Annotated in this window: 17 protein-coding genes; 1 reads left to right on the top strand and 16 read right to left on the bottom strand. The window is 67.9% G+C overall.

The genetic code is table 11. From position 1 onward, the window contains the following. Window positions 1-529 precede the first annotated feature (529 nt). On the top strand, window positions 530-1495 hold the full coding sequence (locus ACT4N8_RS09675; protein WP_444857924.1) for a tyrosine-type recombinase/integrase: 966 nt from the start codon (window positions 530-532) through the stop codon (window positions 1493-1495). A gap of 38 nt (window positions 1496-1533) precedes the next feature. Here ACT4N8_RS09675 and ACT4N8_RS09670 read toward each other — a convergent pair whose 3' ends face one another. From ACT4N8_RS09670 to ACT4N8_RS09595, 16 genes are all read right to left on the bottom strand, one after another. Then, a complete protein-coding gene (locus ACT4N8_RS09670) occupies window positions 1534-2874 on the bottom strand; it encodes an MFS transporter (protein WP_444857923.1) in 1341 nt (446 codons plus the stop codon). A 198-nt stretch (window positions 2875-3072) separates the two neighbouring features. After that, window positions 3073-6234: an efflux RND transporter permease subunit gene (locus ACT4N8_RS09665; protein WP_444857922.1), complete on the bottom strand. Its 3162-nt coding sequence runs from the start codon at window positions 6232-6234 to the stop codon at window positions 3073-3075. 11 nt (window positions 6235-6245) lie between these two features. After that, window positions 6246-7346, bottom strand: a complete 1101-nt coding sequence (locus ACT4N8_RS09660) for an efflux RND transporter periplasmic adaptor subunit (protein WP_444857921.1) — start codon at window positions 7344-7346, stop codon at window positions 6246-6248. A gap of 24 nt (window positions 7347-7370) precedes the next feature. Further along, the gene (locus ACT4N8_RS09655) at window positions 7371-7493 is read right to left on the bottom strand and encodes a hypothetical protein (protein ID WP_444857920.1); all 123 of its coding nucleotides are present in this window, start codon (window positions 7491-7493) and stop codon (window positions 7371-7373) included. Between the two features lies 1 nt (window position 7494). Then, a complete protein-coding gene (locus ACT4N8_RS09650) occupies window positions 7495-8811 on the bottom strand; it encodes a TolC family protein (protein WP_444857919.1) in 1317 nt (438 codons plus the stop codon). Between the two features lie 64 nt (window positions 8812-8875). After that, window positions 8876-9244, bottom strand: a complete 369-nt coding sequence (locus tag ACT4N8_RS09645) for a hypothetical protein (RefSeq protein ID WP_444857918.1) — start codon at window positions 9242-9244, stop codon at window positions 8876-8878. An 81-nt stretch (window positions 9245-9325) separates the two neighbouring features. Then, window positions 9326-10222 (bottom strand): cation diffusion facilitator family transporter, encoded by an 897-nt coding sequence (locus ACT4N8_RS09640; protein ID WP_444857917.1) that lies wholly within the window; start codon window positions 10220-10222, stop codon window positions 9326-9328. A 135-nt stretch (window positions 10223-10357) separates the two neighbouring features. Beyond that, on the bottom strand, window positions 10358-10963 hold the full coding sequence (locus ACT4N8_RS09635; protein WP_444857916.1) for a cation transporter: 606 nt from the start codon (window positions 10961-10963) through the stop codon (window positions 10358-10360). Continuing rightward, a complete protein-coding gene (locus tag ACT4N8_RS09630) occupies window positions 10960-11355 on the bottom strand; it encodes an STAS/SEC14 domain-containing protein (protein WP_444857915.1) in 396 nt (131 codons plus the stop codon). Before ACT4N8_RS09630 ends, ACT4N8_RS09635 begins: the two co-directional genes overlap by 4 nt. Continuing rightward, window positions 11352-14609, bottom strand: a complete 3258-nt coding sequence (locus tag ACT4N8_RS09625) for an efflux RND transporter permease subunit (RefSeq protein WP_444857914.1) — start codon at window positions 14607-14609, stop codon at window positions 11352-11354. The genes ACT4N8_RS09630 and ACT4N8_RS09625 overlap by 4 nt, the downstream gene beginning before the upstream one ends. 66 nt (window positions 14610-14675) lie before the next feature. Further along, the gene (locus tag ACT4N8_RS09620) at window positions 14676-15854 is read right to left on the bottom strand and encodes an efflux RND transporter periplasmic adaptor subunit (RefSeq protein ID WP_444857913.1); all 1179 of its coding nucleotides are present in this window, start codon (window positions 15852-15854) and stop codon (window positions 14676-14678) included. Between the two features lie 10 nt (window positions 15855-15864). Next, entirely contained in the window at window positions 15865-17196 is a 1332-nt protein-coding gene (locus ACT4N8_RS09615) for a TolC family protein (RefSeq protein ID WP_444857912.1), read from the bottom strand. Window positions 17197-17259: 63 nt separating this feature from the next. Next, window positions 17260-17592, bottom strand: a complete 333-nt coding sequence (locus tag ACT4N8_RS09610) for a hypothetical protein (protein WP_444857911.1) — start codon at window positions 17590-17592, stop codon at window positions 17260-17262. Window positions 17593-17639: 47 nt separating this feature from the next. Then, window positions 17640-18104 (bottom strand): methyltransferase family protein, encoded by a 465-nt coding sequence (locus tag ACT4N8_RS09605; protein WP_444857910.1) that lies wholly within the window; start codon window positions 18102-18104, stop codon window positions 17640-17642. Next, entirely contained in the window at window positions 18101-18736 is a 636-nt protein-coding gene (locus ACT4N8_RS09600; RefSeq protein WP_444857909.1) for a cation transporter, read from the bottom strand. Before ACT4N8_RS09600 ends, ACT4N8_RS09605 begins: the two co-directional genes overlap by 4 nt. Before the next feature lie 2 nt (window positions 18737-18738). Then, window positions 18739-19254 (bottom strand): methyltransferase domain-containing protein (locus tag ACT4N8_RS09595; RefSeq protein ID WP_444857908.1); only part of this gene is annotated, 516 nt, incomplete at its 5' end.

Here is a 19254-nt window from a genome sequence, read left to right as displayed (position 1 = left end):
CTGGTGACCCCTACGGGACTCGAACCCGTGTTTTCGCCGTGAGAGCTGTCCGTGTTCTTGTTTTGTTCGTCCGTCTAGGTCCGTTACAATCCAATTAAATCAAATACTTGACTTAGCTTCGTCCGTCTGTATCTTTCGTCAAACTTCCTTGTGCGTTTGACGAAAGTTTGACGCTTTTTGGGGTGAGATGATGGGTTCCGACGGGCGCCAGGCACGGCTCCAATCGCGGTCCGCGCGGGCGGACTTGCGGCAGGGTCTGCATTGGCGAGGCATCGATCCCGACGTTACGTTGGGTTATCGCAAGGGCAAGCGCGGCGGCCGCTGGCTGGTTCGCTGGTATGCCGGGAACAAGAAATACCGGCAGGCGCCTTTGGGGACGGCCGACGACCAGCTGGCGGTCGGAACGCTTTCCTACGAGGCGGCCGTCCGGGCCGCTCGCGACAAGGTCTGCGTTCTTCGCAGAGCAGAGGAGGAGGCGAGCCTCGACCCTCTGCCCACGGTCGCCGACGCGATCCGAAGCTACGTCGCGATGCGCGATGCCCGTTCCACCCAGTTGGCCGGCCGACCGGCCAAATCGGATGCGAGCAGCAATCTCGGCAAGCACGTGCTGCGGTCCTCGACACTCGCGGAGAAACGTTTGGACGAGATCACGGAGGAAGATCTGAGAGCGTGGCGGAAGGATTTGTCATCCTCGCTAAAGCGCGTGAGCCGCGTACGGACCGCCACGAACTTCAAGGCCGCGCTCAACGCGGCCTATCGCCCGTACCGCAAGCGTCTGCCCGCCGATTTCGCGGAAAGCGTTCGTCTCGGCCTCAGCTTCGAGGATGAGGGCCCGAGCTTCGAGGAGCGCGCGCGAGAAAACCAGGTCCTTGATGACGCCGAGGTTCGCGCGATCATCGCCGCCGCCATCGAAATCGATCTCGACGGCGACCTGGCCCGGCTAATCGTCCTTCTCGCGGCGACCGGCGCACGGTTCTCCCAGGTCACGCGCATGATCGTGGGGGACGTCCAATTCGGCCAGTCTCGTCTGATCGTGCCGAACAGCCGGAAGGGCAAGCGCCGGCACGACAGCTATACCGCGATGCGGGTCGGGGAGGACGTGCTGGCGGCGCTTCGCCCCGTCTGCGAAGGACGCAGCAGCCGCGAGCCTCTTCTGTGCCGGTGGCGCTACGTCCAGCTTGGGGTCAACACGTGGAAGCGCGATCGCCGTGGGCCGTGGACTTCGTCGAGCGAGATGACTCGGCCGTGGAAGCAAATCTGCGAGAAGGCCGGCATCGACCCTGTCGTGCCCTACGCCTTGCGACACTCCTCGATCGTGCGCGGCATCAAAGCCGGTCTGCCGATCCGGCTGGTCGCGGCGCTGCACGACACCAGCGTCGTGATGATCGAGCGTCACTATTCGCGCTGGATAACCGACGGCCTCGAGGATCTCGCAGCGCAGGCGATCATCCCTCTATTGGCGCCGCCGCCTCCGATGCTCGAAAAAGCGGCCTGAACTCCGAAAATCGACAAGACCGGCGCACGGCCATTGGTCTATCCGCGACCCGGCCACCGGGGATGAAGATCGTCGATCACGAAGTCATGGACCGGCAGCCCGGGGCGATGGCCCTCCTGAAGATGCGGATGATCGACCGGCAGGTCGGGATGATCGTGGAGGACCCCTTCGGGATCCTGCCTCGGCCACAGCATGGCGCCGGCTATCGCGCCGATCACCGCGATCGCCGCCATCCCGGCAAATGCGACGGTCTGGTCGAAGCTCGCGCCGAGCCAGCCCGAGAGCGGATAGGCGATCAGCCAGCAGCCATGGCTCAGCGCGAACTGGGCCGCAAACAGGGCCGGACGGTCCTGCGGACTGGATGATCGCCGCAACAGCCGTCCCCCCGGCGTCACGGTCATCGAATAGGCGATCCCGAGGACGAACCAGCCGCCAAGCACGAAGGTCCACAAGCGAGGCGGGCCGACGGCCTCGACGATCGTCGCCATCGCGCCGAGCGCGCCGCACAGAAGCCCGGCCGCAAGAAGCATGACCGAGCGGTCGCCGAACCGGTCCAATAGCCTCGGCATGGCGACGGCCGCGAGCATCGAGCCGCCGCCATAGGTTGCGAGGATCAGCGCCAGGTCGCTTTGACCAAGTCCGAGCAGGTCCCGCACGATCACGACGCTGTTCACGATGACCATCGCGCTGGCCGCGGCGGCGGCGAGCGTGACGGCGAGGAGGCCACGCAGGCGCGGCGTGGCGAGATAGATGCGGATGCCGCGCGTCGTCCTGGCGTAGATGCCGTCCTTGCGCCGTGCGGCTGCCCCTGGCTGCGGCAGCAGGATGGTCGCGACGAGCAGCGCGGAGGCCAGGAATCCGATCGCCGTCCCGGCAAACAGCCAGTGGAAGCTGATGACGGCGAGCAAGGCGGCGGCGAGGAGCGGGCTGGCGAGGCTTTCCAGGTCGTAGGCGAGACGAGAAAGCGAAAGCGCGCGCGTATAATCACGCTCGTCCGGCAGCACGTCCGGGATCGTCGCCTGGAAGGTCGGGGTGAACGCCGCCGACGCCGATTGCAGAAGAAAGATCAGCAGATAGATCTGCCAGACCTGATCGACGAACGGCAGCACCAGCGCGACGCCGGCTCTCACCGCATCCATCGCGATCAGAAAGGCCCGACGCGGCAGCCGGTCCGCATAGGCGCCGACGAGCGGTGCGATACCGATATAGGCCGCCATCTTGATCGCCAGCGCCGTGCCGAGGACCGCCCCGGCGTCGCCGCCGGCGATGTCGAACGCGAGGAGGCTGAGCGCGACCGTCGCGAGACCGGTCCCGACCAGCGCGATCGCCTGCGCCAGGAACAGATGGCGATAGGTACGGTGTCGAAGGATGGACAACATCGGAATCTCCCGACTCGCCTAGCGCCCGATTGGAACGCCGGCCGCGCTCATTGCAGGCCTGCCTCGATGCGGCTGCTTCACCCATTTCCCGGCAATGAGAGCAATGCTCCAGGCGAGCGCCTGTTCGGCTGTCGAGACGGGCACCGCGATGAAGCCGCGTTCGCTGTCCGGGGAGCGAGTCAATTCCAGTCCTCCGCTCTAGGCCGTTGGCGCCGGTCGGGCAGGGGGCACATCCGCAACCCGCCTGCCGCCGTGGACGACGCGATAGAGCGCCGGAAGCAGCACCAGGGTGAGCAGGGTCGAGGAGATGATCCCGCCGATCACGACCGTCGCGAGCGGCCGCTGCACTTCCGAGCCCAGGCCCACGTTGAGCGCCATCGGGACGAAGCCCAGGCTGGCGACCAGGGCGGTCATCAGCACCGGACGGAGACGGGTCAGCGCGCCCTCCCTGATCGCGTCCTCGAGCGCGCGCCCCTCTTCGCGCAGCTGCTTGATGAAGGTGAGCATCACCACCCCGTTCAGGACGGCGACGCCCGACAGGGCGATGAAGCCCACCCCGGCGGAAATGGAGAAGGGGATTCCGCGCAGGAGAAGCGCGAACACGCCGCCCGTCAGCGCCAGCGGTACGCCCGAGAATACGATCGCCGAATCCCTGGCCGATCCGAACAGCAGGAAAAGCAGCCCGAAGATGAGCAGGAGGGCCAAGGGCACCACGATTTGCAGCCGCCGCGAGGCGGACTGAAGCTGCTGGAATGTGCCGCCATATTCGATCCAATAGCCTTCGGGCAGCTCGATATCGGCGCCGATCCGATCCTGGACCTCGGCGATGAACGAGCCGAGATCGCGGCCGCGCACATTGACCGTCACCACGGCGCGGCGCTTTCCGTTCTCGCGGCTGATCTGGTTTGGCCCGACGGTCCGGTTGATCGTCGCCACTTCCGAGAGCGGCACCGATCCGCGCAATCCCTCGCCGCCGCCCGGCAGCGGCACCGGCAGCCGCTCCAGCACCCCTTCTTCCTGGCGGATCGTCTCCGGCAGACGGACGACGATGTTGAACCGCCGGTCGCCCTCGAACACCTGTCCCGCCTCGGTCCCGCCCGTGGCCGCGGAGACGACCTCCTGGACATCGGCGACGTTGATCCCGAGCTGGGTCAGCCGGGCCCGATCCGGCACGATCTCGATGAACGGAAGCCCGGTCACCTGCTCGGCCTGCGTGTCTTCGGCGCCGTCGATCGAGGACACGACGCCGACCACGCGCTCGGCGGCGCTGGCGAGCTCGTCGAGATCGTCGCCCATGATCCGGATCGCGACATCGGAGCGCACGCCCGCGATGAGCTCGTTGAAGCGCATCTGGATCGGCTGGATGAACTCGTAGCGGGATCCCGGCACCTGCTGCACGGCGGCGTTCATCTCGGCGACGAGCTGCGCCTTGGGCTTGCGCGGGTCGGGCCATTCGCTTCGCGGCCGCATGATGATGAACGTATCGGCGACCGAGGGCGGGACGGGATCGGTGGCGACGTCGGCGGTGCCGATCTTGGCGAATACGGACTGGACCTCCGGAAACTGCCGGAGGCGGTGCTCGAGCGCCGATTGCATCTGCACCGCCTGGGTCAGACTGGTGCCCGGAATGCGCAGCGCGTGCAGCGCGATGTCGCCTTCGTCCAGGTTCGGGATGAACTCGGAGCCGAGCCGGGTCGCGGCGATGCCAGTGACCGCGACCAAGGCGACCGCGCCGAGGATGACGGCGCCACGAAACTTGAGCGCCCAATCGAGCAGGGGCGCATAGCCCCGCTTGGCGACGCGCATGATCGCGCCCTCCTTCTCCTTGACCTTGCCGGTGACGAAGGTCGCCACCGCGGCCGGAACGAAGGTCAGCGACAGAACCGCCGCCGCGGTGAGCGCCAGCACCACCGTGATCGCCATCGGGTGGAAGGTCTTTCCCTCCACGCCGGTCAACGCGAAGATCGGCAGATAGACGATGGTGATGATCGCGATGCCGAACAGGCTGGGCCGGATCACCTCCGTCGATGCTTCCGCCGTAAGCTCGAACCTTTCGTCGCGTGTCAGCAGCCGGCCGAGCCGATGCTGTTCTTCGCCGAACCGCCTCAGGCAGTTCTCGACGATGATCACCGCGCCATCGACGATCAGGCCGAAAACGAGCGCGCCAATACTCAACAGATAGCCCCACAGGTCCCATTCGACCATGCCGACGATGGTGAGCAGAAAGGACAGCGGGATCACCGCCGCCGTGATCAGCGCGGCGCGGATGTTGCCGAGCAACAGAAACAGCACGACGATGACGAGCAGTGCGCCTTCGGCCAGGTTCTTCTCGACCGTGCCGATCGTCGCTTCGACCAGCCGGGATCTGTCATAGACCGGCTCGGCACGGACTCCGGGCGGGAGCGAGGCGTTCACCTCCTCCAGCCGCTCGGCGACCGCGACGCTGACCTCGCGGGCGTTCTCGCCGACCAGCATGTAGATCGTCCCGAGGACGACTTCCTGGCCGTTCCTCGTCGCGGCGCCCTGCCGGATCTCGGATCCGATCGAAACGTCGGCGACATCGGCGACGCGGATAGGCGTCCCGCCCCGATAGGCGACGACGATCCCCGAAAGATCCTGGGTGTTGGCCGCCTGGCCGGGAACCCGGATGACATATTGCGACCCCGAGCGCTCGACATAGCCGGCGCCGACATTGGCGTTGTTGCGTTCGAGCGCCCGGGTGAGATCGGAGATCGACAGGCCAAAGCCGGAAAGCCGCGCCGGGATCGGCGCGACGACATATTCGCGCCGGTTTCCGCCGACCGAATTGACCTCGGTGACGCCCCGGACGTTGCGCAATTGTGGCCGCACCACCCAGTCATGCAGCGTGCGGAGATCCTGCGGCGTGTAGCGCGTGCCGTCCGCCTTGCGCGCGCCGGAGCGCGCCTCGAGCGTGTACATGTAGATTTCGCCGAGGCCGGTCGCGATCGGGCCCATTGCGGGCTCGACGCCCGCCGGGAGGCTGCTGCGCACGCCCTGCAGCCGCTCGCCCACCAGCTGCCTGGCGAAATAGATGTCGGTGCCGTCCTCGAAGACGACGGTGACCTGACTCAAACCGGACCGCGAGACCGAGCGGGTGTAGCTGAGCCTCGGCAGTCCCGCGAGCGCGATCTCCACCGGAAACGTGATCCGTTGCTCCGCCTCCAAAGGCGAGAATCCGGGCGCCGGCGTGTTGATCTGCACCTGGACGTTGGTGATGTCCGGCACGGCGTCGATCTTGAGCCGGCCGAAACTCCACACGCCGACCGCGACCACGAGGGCGATCAGGGCGAGGATCGCCCAGCGCTGCCGGATCGACAGCCTGATGATGCGTTCGAGCATGGCTGTCTCTCCTAGTGGTCGTGGCTGGCGCCGGAGCGCTCGATATCGGCTTTGATCACGTAGCTGCCCTCGGCGGCGTAAGGCTGGCCCGGCCGGATTCCGCCCAGGACTTCGGTCCACTCGGGCGTCCGCGCGCCGAGCTCGAGCATCCGGACCTCGTAGGTGTTGCCGACCTGCGCGAAGACGACGGTGAAGTCGCGGAACTGCTGCAGCGCCTCGGTGCGCACGGCCAGAGGCACCTGACGGCGGGCAATGGTCACCCGGCCGCGCACGCTCATCCCCGCCCGCCAGAAGCCGTCCGGATTGGGCAGCGGAACGCGCGCCTGCGTGGCTCCGGTCATCGCATCGGCCTCGGGCCTGAAGTCGCGAATGATCGACGCATGCGCCCGGTTGCCTTCAAGGCCACCGAGCTGGACGGGCTGGCCAGGCCGGATGCGCTCCATGTCGCGCGGGAAGATCGGAAACACCGCCATGGTACGGCCGGGGTCGGCGAGGACGAAGAGGGGATCGCTGCCGGTCACGTCGCCGACATTGGTGCGGCGCTCGGCGACGACGCCGGTCATCGGCGCATAGACCGAATAGGTCTGGAGGCTCTCGCTGCTTTCGATCCGGGCGAGCAATTGGCCGCGCCTCACGCGGTCGCCGACATGGGCCGCGACCGCGACGACGCGGCCGGGGAAGCGGGCGCCGACCTCGGCGGTCGCGCCGGGATCGAGCTCGACCCGGCCGACCACTTCCACAGTCTCGTCGATCACGCCGGGCCCGACCCGCTCGATGCGGATCCCCGCCGCCCGTGCCGCCTCGGCGCCGATCGTCGTGCGGCCCTCGTAGGATGGGAAGCGCCAGACGTGCCGCCGGCCGCCCTCGAGCGCGACCACCTCGACATCGAAGCTGTGCGGCTCGACCAAAGTGGCGTTGCCCCGCAGATAATCCTGCTCCGGCCGGAAGGCGAAGCGGTTGACCTCGCCGTCGAGGCGCCGGACGGTCACGGCCGCCTGAACTTGCCCAGGCGGGACCGGCTGGCCGTCCCTATAGGCGTAGAGGCGATATTCGGGGGGAACGCCCTCCTCGAACACGGTGACCTCGATCGCGAAGTCGTCGTCGCGCAGCATGCGGCCCCCGTGCGGGCCGCGCTCCTAGTCGGCGGCGGCTTCCTCGGAAGCGTTCTCGGTCGCGGCGCCCGTACAGGCGTTCAGCGCGATCGGCGCGGCGGCGAGCAGAAGCCAGGCGATGGCGCGCGGCGGCATGCAGGTTTTCATCTTAGCGACCCCCCTCTTGCGGCAGGCGCTCGGCGAACCGGCCGGTCAGCCGGTCGAGCTCAACGAGCGCCTGGTGATATTCGGCGGTGGCGCGCACCATGCGCGCCCGCACCTCGGCGAGCCGCGTCTGCGCCTCGTCGATGTCGGCGTGGCGGAAGCCGCCTTGGGCGAAGCCCGCGCGGACCTGCTCCAGCGTTCGCATCGCGCCCGGAAAGACCTGCTCGTAGATCGCCTGGGCCTCGTGGCGCGTTTCCTCGACACGCTCCCGCGCCAAGGCCAGCTGACGCTGACGCATCACGCGCGCGATCTCGATGTCGGCCTCCGCGCGCCGCCGTTCGGCCTGCGCCCGCTCGACATTGAAGCGGTTGGTGTCGTTGCGTCCGAGCGGGATCGAAATGCCGCCGATAAGAGCAACGTCGCCCGTCGTGTTCAGGTAGCGCACGCCGCCGCGCACAATCGGGTCCTGGATCCGCCGCGCCTGCTCCACGGCGATGGCGGCCTCGGCACGCCGCGCGCGCGCCTCGAAAATGGCGAGATCGGCCGGCGCGATCGCGCCGCCCAGTTGCGGCGCCGGCGCATCGAGCATGAAAAACTGGTCGAGCGAAATCTCAAGTCCGTCGGCGGAGCCGCCCCAGAAGGCCGCCAGACGCCCGAAGGCGGCATCGCGCGCATGAAGTGCGAGTTCGAGGTCGACCTCGGCTTCGGCGACGCGGGTGTCGGCGCGCGTGCCCGCGAAGAGCGGGTCCCTGGCCTCGCGAACGCGCCGCATCACCTCCGCGCGAAGCTCCCGGGCCAGGCGGACGCGCTCGGTTGCGACGCCGATCATCGCCTCGGCGGTCAGCGCCGCGACATAGGCGGTCTGCACGCGCTCGGCGATGTCGAGCCGCTGGACAAGCGCCTCGGCGGTGGCGATGTCGATCTCCCGCTCGGCCATCGCGATCCTGGCCTCGCGCTTGTTGCCGCGCTCGATCGTCTGGGCGTAGCTCGCGGTGACCTCGACGCCGTCGATCAGACGATAGGGGCCGGTGCCGGCGACATTCTCGCCCAGCACCTCGATCGTGGGATTGGGCCGTACGCCGGCCTGGCGCCGGGCCGCGCGCAATGCGTCGAGCCGCGCGGCGTTGGACTCAGCTTCGGGAGCCGCAGCCAGCGCTCGGACGATCGCGCTGTCGAGCGTCAGTATCTCGCGGGCGCGCTGAGGCGCGGCCGCTGGCGCGGCGGCCGATTGAAAGGCCGTTGCCGGCGTCGCGACGACGAGCGCGATGGCGGCGATCGCCGCCTGGCCGCAGGCGCGGCCGATGGCAGAATTGGGATACATCCGGGGCTCCAGCTTGAATCGCAGAGGCCCGCACACGTGAGAACGGCGCGGAGATCAGGCGAAACTAGCTGGCGCGTGGAGGTTCGTAAGGCGGCGGACGACTCGTCTCGTGCAGAATCGGTGTCAGGCCGCCGATCGCCGAGAGGGCATCCGCCGCCCGCGGCGAGACTTCATGGCCCTCTCCCACCGTCGCGTTCAGCGACGCCGCGCCGCCGACGATATGGTTGTGACCCGGGCCGTCGCGGTCGGACGGAGCTTGGCGATCGTCGATGGGCGACCCGTCGTCGGCATGGTGATGATGCTGGTCGACCGAAACGGGAGAAGACAGGTGCGCCGTGCCGTGAACCTTCCAGGCAGCCGCGGGTGTCGACAGCCACAGCGAGGCCATCAGGCAGGCGGCAAAGACGAGAAGGGACCGGACCGAATCGCGCACAGGCCGCTGACTAGTCGACCGGCCTTCGGTGCGCAACTGACCGTGCTGCAGCAGGGTCTCGGCGAAGCGGCCGCATATTCGTCACGGGTGGAGACCGGGACCGGCCTCGCATGACTCGCTCTCCGTCTGAATTGTCGCATGCTCGATATTGAACCGCTCACGCAGCATCTTGGCCAGAAGCGTGCGGACCACCTCGGCATCCGCGCCGGGCGCGAGCTCGACATGGACGGAGAGACTGCTGTCGTCGCTCGTCAGGGACCAGATGTGAAGGTCATGAACGCCGGCCACGCCTTCGGATTCCGCAATTGCGCTCCTGATCTTGATGATGCTGAGCCGGTCGGGCACGCCCTCGAGCAGGATGTGCGTCGTGTCCTTCAGCAAGACCCAGGTCCTGGGCAGCACCCACAGCCCAATGCCGATGGCGACAAGCGGGTCGACCCAGAGCCAGCCGGTGATCATGATGATGCCGGCGCCGGCGATGACGCCGAGCGAGCCCAGCATGTCGGCCCAGACTTCGAGATAGGCGCCTTTTACATTGAGGCTCTCTTCCTTCCCGGAAGCGAGCAAGCGCATCGCGACGAGGTTGACGATCAGGCCGAGCGCCGCGACGACAAGCATGCCGCCCGAGCCGACCGGTTCCGGCTCGAAGAAGCGTCCGACGCCTTCCCAGAGCACGTAGCCGGCGACTGCGAACAGCAGCAGCGCGTTGAACGCCGCCGCGAGTATCTCGAACCGGCGATAGCCGAAGGTTCGTCGGTCGTCCGCAGGCCGTTGGCCGATCCTGATCGCCGCGAGCGCGATGGCGAGTGCAGCCGCATCGGTGAGCATGTGCGCCGCATCGGACAGCAGCGCGAGGCTGTTGAAGACGAAGGCGCCGACAACCTCCGCCACAAGGAAGGTTGTGGTCAGGGCCAGCGCGATGGACAGATTCCTGCTGTTGGAGCCGGCAACGTGGCTGTGATCGTGGCCTGCTCCCATGGCCTAATCCTTTCCTGGTTCAGGGTCGCACAAGAGGAGTTCGGGCGAGACCCGGACGATCTCCGGATCCCGGCCGGTTGCGCAGGTCGCCGGACGCGGGACTGGCCGAATTGAGCTTGCTTTGGACCCCATGTCCTAACCCTGATTTGCTTTCTTCGCATCGTCACGGGCATCCCGCAGGATGTCGATACCGCCGTAGATCGCTATCGATGCAACACCGATACCGACGACGAGATCGGGCCAGTTCTGGCCGGTCCAGAGGACGACGATGCCGCCAATGACGATGCCGCCGTTCGAAACGAAGTCGTTGAAGCTGAACGTGGTCGCGGCACGCAGGTTCACGTCCTTTCCCCTTAGCCGCCTGAGCAAACAGAGCGACAGGAGGTTCACGGCCGCCGCCACGAGCGCCATCCCCATCATCATGACGCCGATTGGTTCCGAACCGGAGACGAACCTGCGTCCCGCATCGATCATGACTCCGCCCGCGAACGCGAGCAGCATGATGCCGGAGAATCGCGCTGCGATCCGCTTCCATTTGGGTGGGCGGCCGAGCGCCATCAGGCTGATCGCGTAGACGATCGCGTCGGAGCTGTTATCGAGACCGTTGGCGATGAGCGCGCTGGAATCGCCTAGGAAGCCGGTCGCGAAAAAGGCAGTCGCGAGCGCGGCGTTGAGTGCGAGCACGATCCAGAGAATCTTGCGCTTGTCCCGGCTTCGAAGATCGAAATCGGCTTCGCTCAAGTCTCGCGCTCCCCGTCCGGATTCCGGAGCCAGGCTTTCGCGCGCTCTATCGCGTCCCGCTCGAAGAAGCGGGCTTCCCCGGGAAAGACCAGGTTGCTGGCGTCGGCCTCCCACTCCTGCCACTTCTTGTCGCCGACCACCGCCATTCGTCCGAATTGGCGCAGGTGCAGGGCGTCGAATTCGACGCTCCGCCACAACGCGCCGAGCGTCCAGCGGGCGAAACTCGGTCCAAGCCCCATGAGGATTGGATTCGCGGCGCGTGCGAGGCGCTCGAAGCGCGACACGAAACCAATATCGTCCTCGGTCGTCAGACGCCCGTCGCCCGCGACGCGAAGGATGCCGTCCCGCCGCGCATCAACCGTCGGCATCGATTTCTTCTTGCCGGTTTTCATTTGGCCGGCAATTCGCGGCCGAACGCGTCCTCACCTTCATATTCGCCGGGGACGTGCTTCCTGCGGCGGATGCGCAGCAGCAGGTGACTGATCGCCGGCAGCACGAACAATGTCAGCAAGGTGGCGACGATGAGGCCGGCGATGACGACGATGGCGAGCGGCTTTTGCACCTCGGCGCCGCGGCCGGTGGCGACCGCCATCGGAATGAAGCCGATCGCGGGCACAACGCCGGTGATGATGACCGCCCGCACTCGTTCCATCATGCCCTCCCGGATCGACTGGTCCACCGGGAGGCCCTCGCCGATCCGTTGCCGGATGGCCGTCATCACCACGAGCCCGTTCAGCACGGTGACGCCGGACAGCACGATGAAGCCGACCGCTGCCGAGATCGAGAAGGAGAGCCCGGCCAGCGCAAGGCCGAACACACCTCCGGCGAGACCCAGCGGAACCGCGGAATAGACCGCGAGCGCCGCGGAGACGCTGCGCAGCGCCAGGAAGAGGATTCCGAAAATCAGGATGAATACGACGGGAATGACGATCGACAGGCGCGCCGAGGCGGCCTGCAGATTTTCATATTGTCCGCCCCAGCGGATGAAGACGCCGGGAGGCAGGGTGACCTCCCGGGCGACCCGCGCCTGAGCCTCCTCAACGAACGAGCCGAGGTCGCTGCCGCGAACATTGGCCTGCACGACCACGCGCCGCTGGCCATTCTCCCGGCTGACCTGGTTCACCCCTTCCGAGAACCGGAAGCTCGCGACTTCCCTGAGCGGAACCGAATGGCGGACGCCGGCGCCGCCTTCCGGCAGCATCACCGGCAGGGCGCCGACCGCCCCGAGATCGTCGCGAGTCGCGTTCGGAAGTCGCACGACGATGTCGAATCTGCGGGCGCCTTCGAAGACGAGACCGGACTCCCGTCCGCCGAGCGCCGCCGCGATCGTGTCGGTCACCTCCCGGATCGACAGGCCGTAGCGGGAGATCGCGTCCCGGTTGAACTGCATGTCGAGCGTCGGGAATCCGGCGGTCTGCTCGACGCGCAGGTCGGCGGCGCCCGGGACCTGGCCGATCACTCCGGCGATTTGCCGGGCGACTCGCTCGAGCTCGTCGAGATCGTCGCCGAAGATCTTGATCGCGACATCGCCACGGACCCCGGCGATCAACTCGTTGAAGCGCATCTCGATCGGCTGGCTGACCTCATAGGCGTTGCCGGTGAGACTCCTCATCCGCTCCTCGATGCGCTCGACGACGTCCTCCTTGCTGTCGACGCCTTCGGGCCATTGCCCCGGGGGCCTCAGGATAACGAAGGCGTCGGAGATGTTCTGCGGCATCGGGTCGGTCGCGACCTCCGCGGTGCCCGTCTTCGAGTAGATGAAGGCCACTTCCGGCAGCGACGAGATTGCCCGTTCGACCCGGCGCTGCATCTCGAGCGACTGGTCGAGCGAGGTCGATGGGATCCGGATCGCCTGCACCGAGAGATCGCCTTCGTCGAGCTGCGGGATGAACTCCTGTCCCAGCGTCATGAAGAGGAGCCCCGCGGCGACGAATGTCCCGACACCGGCGCCGATCCATGGCCAGGGCCGTCGGATCACGCGCCGCAGCACCGGCTCGTAGCGGTCCTTGACCCAGAGGATCGCGCGAACTTCCTTCTCGGCGACCTTGCCCCTGATCAGGATCGCCACCATCGCGGGTACGAAGGTAAGAGACAGGATGAACGCGCCGATCAGAGCCAGCATGACGGTGATCGCCATCGGCGTGAACATCTTGCCCTCGACACCGGTGAAGGTCAGCAGCGGCGCGAAGACGAGCAGGATGATCGCCTGGCCGAAGATGGTCGGGCGGATCATCTCCCTGGACGCCTCGAACACTTCGTGAAGGCGCTCGGGTAGCGCCAACTGCCGGCTCTCCCGATGCTGCCGTTCGGCAAGCCGTCTCAGACAATTCTCGATGATGATAATCGACCCGTCGACGATCAGGCCGAAGTCGAGCGCGCCGAGGCTCATGAGATTCCCCGACACGCCATATTGATTCATCCCGATCGCCATCATCAGGAAGGACAGGGGAATGACCAGCGCGGCGATGATCGCCGCGCGAATATTGCCGAGCAGCCAGAAGAGCGAGGCGATCACGGCCAGCGCGCCCAGCACCAAATTTTCCTCGACCGTAGAGATCGTCGCCTCGACCAGCGACGAGCGATTGTACACCGGGGTGACCCGAACCCCCGGCGGCAGCGACCGGGACACTTCCTCGAGCCTTTCGGCCACTTGTTCGGCGACGATGCGGCTGTTGCCGCCGGCCAGCATAAGCGCCGTGCCGATGACGACCTCGCGTCCGTTCATCGAGGCGGCGCCGGTGCGCAGCTCACCGCCGACTCGGACCGCAGCGACATTGCCGACCGTGACCGGAGTGCCATTGCGAGTGGCGATCGTCGCACGCGCGATCTCGTCGATATGGCGAATTCGCGCATCGGCCCTGATGAGGAAGGCCTCGCCGCCGCGCTGGATGAGGTTCGCGCCGACCGAGATGTTGGCGCGTTCGAGCGCCTCCGAAAGCTCCGAGAAGGAGATGCCGTAGGCGGCAAGCCGGCCGGGATCCGGCTCCACGATGAACTGCTTCTCATAACCGCCGATGGAATCGACGCCGGCGACGCCTTCGACGGTGCGCAGCTGCGGCCTCACCACCCAGTCCTGGATCGTGCGCAGATAGGCGAGCCGCGAGACTTCGTCGGTCAGCCGCTCGCCCTCCGGGGTCAGATAGGAGCCGTCGGGCTGGAAGCCGGGCCGGCCAGCCACGCGGGGATTTTGTGCGGTCGCATTCGGCGCGAAGTCGACCGACCACATCAGGACCTCGCCCAGTCCGGTCGACACCGGCCCCATTTGCGGCTGCACCCCTTCCGGGAGGGTCTCTCCGGCCTGGCCAAGGCGCTCGGCGACCTGCTGCCGCGCGAAATAGATGTCGACATTCTCGTCGAACACCGCCGTCACCTGCGCAAAGCCGTTGCGCGAGATCGAGCGGGTATGGTCGAGACCTGGAATCCCTGCCAGCGTCGTCTCGATCGGGAAGGTGACGAGGCGCTCCATGTCGAGCGGCCCGAAGGCTGGCGCCGAGACGTTCACCTGCACCTGCTTGTTGGTGATGTCGGGAACCGCGTCGATCGGCAGTCGGAAGAGCTGGAACGCGCCATAGGCCGCGACGGCGAGGGTGATGAACAAGACGGCCCAGCGGAAGCGGACGGCAGCATCGAGAAGGCGGCTGATCATGGTGAGACTATCCTGTGGCCGCCCCGAGCGGGCCGGCTTGAATGAGGGAGCGAGGGCGCGCGGGCCTTAATGTTCGGCCTCGCTGGCGCCGAGCTGCGACTTCAGCACGAAGGCGCCTTCGGTGACCGCGACCAGGCCCGGCCGCAGACCTTCCAATATTTCGACCCGTCCGTTCGACCGCTGGCCGATCGAGACGGGCATCGCCTGGAAGCCGCCGCGGACCTGGACGAAGACGACATCGCGCCCCTCGACCTGCTGCACGGCTTCCTCGGGGACGACGATCGTCCGGATCGCCGACCCCCGCGGGATGATGCGCACCCGCACGGCCTGGCCCTGGGTCAGGCCGGCCGGCGTGCCGGCGGGTTGCAGGACGATGGTGGCGGCGCGGCTTTCGGGGTGGAGCGAAGGCGTGGCCGAGCGGACCACCGCCTCGACCGTGCCGCCACTCGGCAGCTCGACCAGCGCCCGATCGCCCGGGCGGATGCGCTGGGCATCGACGGCCGGCACCGCGGCGTCGATCTGGATGCGGCGAGGATCGGCGACGTTGAACAGCTCCGCGCCGGCCGCGACATAGGCGCCGAGTTGCGTATCGACCTCGGTGATCCGGCCGCTGATCGGACTGGTGACCGCAAGATGGCGGCCGTTGCCTGTGACGCCCGCCGCGCGCACCGCCGCTTCGGCGCGCCCAAGCTCGACTTCGGCGGCATCATGCGACGCGCGTGCGGCCTCGAGATCCTGGCGCGCCGTAATGCGTTCCCGGAACAGGCGCTCCTCGCGCTGCCACGCCGCGTGCGCGGCGCGCTCCCGCGCAGCCGCGGCGTTGCGCTCGGCGACGAAGCCGGCGGCGTCGCGGCTTTCGAGCAACGCCACGACTTCTCCGGCTGCGACGGGATCGCCGAGCCGCTTGTTGATCCGAACCACGGCGCCGTCCGCACGGGCGGTGAGGAGCGCCTGGCCCTCGGGCGGGGCTGCGACCGTCGCCTGCGCGATGATCTCCGCGCTCAGCGACCCGGCCTCGAGCCTCGTCGTCCTGATCCCGCTCGCGGCCAGCCGCGTGGGCGTCATCTCGACGAAGCCCTCCCGGGCGTGGCCTTCCTCTTCCCCTTTTTCGACAGTGGCGGTGGCCGGCTCGCCCGAATCGAGCGAGCGCCCAATGAGGACGCCGCCCACGCCCGCGATGAGAATCATGGCGGCAACGGTCGCGAAGACCTTTCTGCGATCCTGCGTGACTTCCGTGAGTTGCATCTTGGGCTCCTTATCGAGCGGCGACACGGCCGAGCTCGGCGGTCGCAAGGGCAAGGGCGAGGCGCGCTTCGGTGAGCGCGTTCTGGGCGGCGGTGTAGGCGGTCTGCACGTCGAGCAGCTCGAGCAGGCTGGCGCGTCCTTCCCGGTAGGAGACCTGGGCCAGGCGCAGCGCCTCGGCGGCCTCGGGCAAGGCGGCACGTTCCAGGGCCTCCACCCTGGCTTCCGCCGCCTCGACATTGGCGATGGCGTTGCGGGCGCGCACGGTGATGGTCGCGAGGGCGGCCGCGCGCCGCGCCTCGGCAGCGCGGACATTGGCGCGTGCGGCGGCGACATTGCCCTGGTTCCGGTCGAACACCGGCAACGGCATCGAGATGCCGCCGACGAGCGCGACGTCCCCGGTCTCGCGGACGTGGCGGACTCCCACCCCGACCGCCGGATCGAGATTCCGCGCGGTGGTTTCCTGCCTCAGCGCGGCTTCCGCTCCAAGCTGCTCGACTTCGGCCAGCCGGACCTCGAGGCTCTGCTCGGGATCGATCATGCTCGGCTCCAGGTCGAGCAGCGGGCCGGACAGGGTTTCGACCGGCGTACTCACGCCGAAAAGGGACGATAGCGTCGCGCGCGACGCCTGCTCGTCGGCCCGGGCGGTCTCGAGCTCGGCCCTGGCCTGGGCGGCTGCGGAACGGGCGCGCAGCGCCCGCAGCGGAGGCTCGCGGCCCGCGTCGACCAGGACGCCGGCGACGCGGGCGAGGTCGCGGGCCCTGACCTCGTTCTCCTCCGCCAGCCGCAGTCGCTCGCGTGCCGCGACTCCGCGCGCGAATTGTTCCCTGACCTGTCGCGCCAGATCCGCGCGGGCGATCGACAGCCTCAGCTCGGTTGCTGCGAGCTCGGCACGCGCGACGCCCACCCGCGCCTGCCGCCGGCCGCCAAGGTCGAGTCGCTGGTTCAGCGCAACCGTCGATTCCGTGCGCCGGAGAACGGACAGCTCGCCGGTGCCGGCGAAATTCTCGACCTCGACGCTAAGCTCCGGATTGGACCGGAAACCGGCCTGTCTCACTCTCGCCTCGGCCGCCTCGACCGCGGCGCGGGCGGCGACAATCGCCGGCGAGCGGGCCTCCGCCTCCTCCAGCGCCTGCTGGAGCGACAGCGACGCCGGTAGCGCCCCTTCGCGCGGAACGAGGAGGGGCAGATCGGCCTGGCGCGTGGGCGCCGGGGGACCGGCCGGCTCCGGTGTCGTCGGCGAGCCGACGCGCGGCGTTGCCGGCGTGCTGACCTGCGCGGTCGCCGGTGACCCATATATGGGGACCATCGCCGCGGCCGACGCCGCAGCAAGCATTCGATTCATGATTGATTGACTCCTGACGGAACGAACAAGCGCGCCGTGAGCGGCGCGTCGCGGTTCGTGCGGTCAGGCTATCGGAGGGCGGAGGACCGTGCCGGGATCGGCGTCGGGTATTCTGTCGGCAATGCCCAAGATCCGAGTGACAGCTTCAGCCGGCGACGGCGAGGCCGTTCCGCCGTCTCCGGTCACAGCGACATGATGCCCATGGCACCCGCCATGATGATGCGGAACGGCCTTGTCGCTGTCGTTGGGAACTTCGTCCTTGTCGCCATCGAAATGGCCGAACGAATCGGCCGATACTTCGACGCAGCCCAGCGCCTCGGCGGCATGCGCGGTCGTGCCCGTCCAGATCATGACGGCAAGCATCAAGGTGCCGATCAAGGTGAGCCAGCGGCGCATGCGCGGCCTCCTAGCAGCAAAGCGAGACGGAAAGAAAGCGCCGCCCATCAGAGCCATCGCCTCACCTTCGACCGATAGGCTTCATAGTCGGCGCCGAACTGCCGGGTGAGATAGGCCTCCTCGCGCGCGATGACATAGCGGTCGATCACCACCAGAGTGACCGCAAGCAGGACGAAGGCGACAATGCTCTCGAAGAACATCGCGATCCCGAGGCAGAGCAGCGCCATGCCGAGATACATGGGGTTGCGGCTGAATCTGTAGATCCCGGTCCGGATCAAGACCTGGTCGGGCTCCCATGGCTCGGGCCGGGTCCGGAAGCGCCGGAACAGGCCGAGGCAAATCGCGATGAGCGCGGCACCCGCGAGCGCGACGGCGACGCCGGCATATTGCGAAGGATGGGTGACGTGCCGCCATTCGAGCGCATTGCCGTCGAGCAGCACGCCTGCGGCCACCGCGACCCCGAACAAGAGAGGCGGCGGAACGAAGACGCCGGGCCCGTCCTCGTCCGTCACGCGGCCAGCGCCTTGGCTTCGCGCGTGCTTGCCACCTCCGCGCGCGCCTGCCGGACGATGTGGAACCCGCCGGTGAGCGCGAGCATCGCCATCAGCGCCGCGACGATGAGGTCGGGCCAGGCGGTGCCGGTGCCGAGCACGCCCAGCGCCGCCAGCATGACCGCCACATTGCCGATCGCGTCGTTGCGCGAGCAGATCCAGACCGAACGCATGTTCGCATCCCCGTCGCGGAACCGGTAAAGCATAAGCGCCACGCCGACATTTACCACCAGGGCGAGCAGGCCGACACTGCCCATGACCTTGGGGTCCGGCGTGGCGCTGCCGAGCGCCGCCCAGAGCGCCGCGACGATCACATAGAGGCCGAAGGCGACGATCGTTATCCCTTTGGCGAGCGCGGCGCGGGCGCGCCAGACCAGCGCCATGCCGAGCACGCCGAGGCTGATTGCGTAATTGGCCGCATCGCCGAGAAAGTCGAGCGCGTCCGCCTGGAGCGCGCGCGAGCCCGAAGCCGCGCCCGCGGCCATCTCCACGAGGAACATCAGGCCGTTTGCAACAAGCGCGATCCAGAGCGCTCGCCGCCAGGCCGGCGAGGCGCTTCGATCGTGCGAAGGTCCGCAGCAGGATGCAGACATGGTCACTCCTTACCGGCAATCGACGCCCATATCGGGCCTGGACCCGCTACAGGGTCAAGCGCATTTTCGCTGGTCTCCGCATCCGGCGTCCTCAGCCGGAACAGGCTGATCTCGCCGAGCGGCGTCGCGACCCTCCGCGTCGGCTCGGCGGCGGCGGCGGAGAGCCCGCCCAGGATTCGCTCGAGCGCGCCATCGGCGTTCGGGCGCGTGTTTTCTGCCCCGTCGAGGCGTCCGACGATGCCGAACAACGTCCGCATCAGCCGGCCGCGCTGCCGGGCGAAGTCGGCGATGTGGATCTCGCCGCCGGCGCGGACAGCCTCGGCCATCGCCGCGATCCCGGCCGCCTTTCCGGCTAGCGGCACCTGGTGGAAGACGAGGCTCGACACCGCCTTGTCGAAGCGTTCGCCGAGCGCCGCGGCGTCGTGAGCGAACCCCTGCCGCCACTCGATCTCGACTCCGGCCCGCGCCGCTTTTGCTCGGGCGCGGTCCAGCACCTCGGCCTCGACCCCGACCCCGAG

Origin of the sequence: Sphingosinicella sp. (genome assembly GCF_052387495.1) — a bacterium.
Lineage (GTDB): Bacteria > Pseudomonadota > Alphaproteobacteria > Sphingomonadales > Sphingomonadaceae > Allosphingosinicella.
This window is presented reverse-complemented; position numbering and strand designations above follow the sequence as displayed.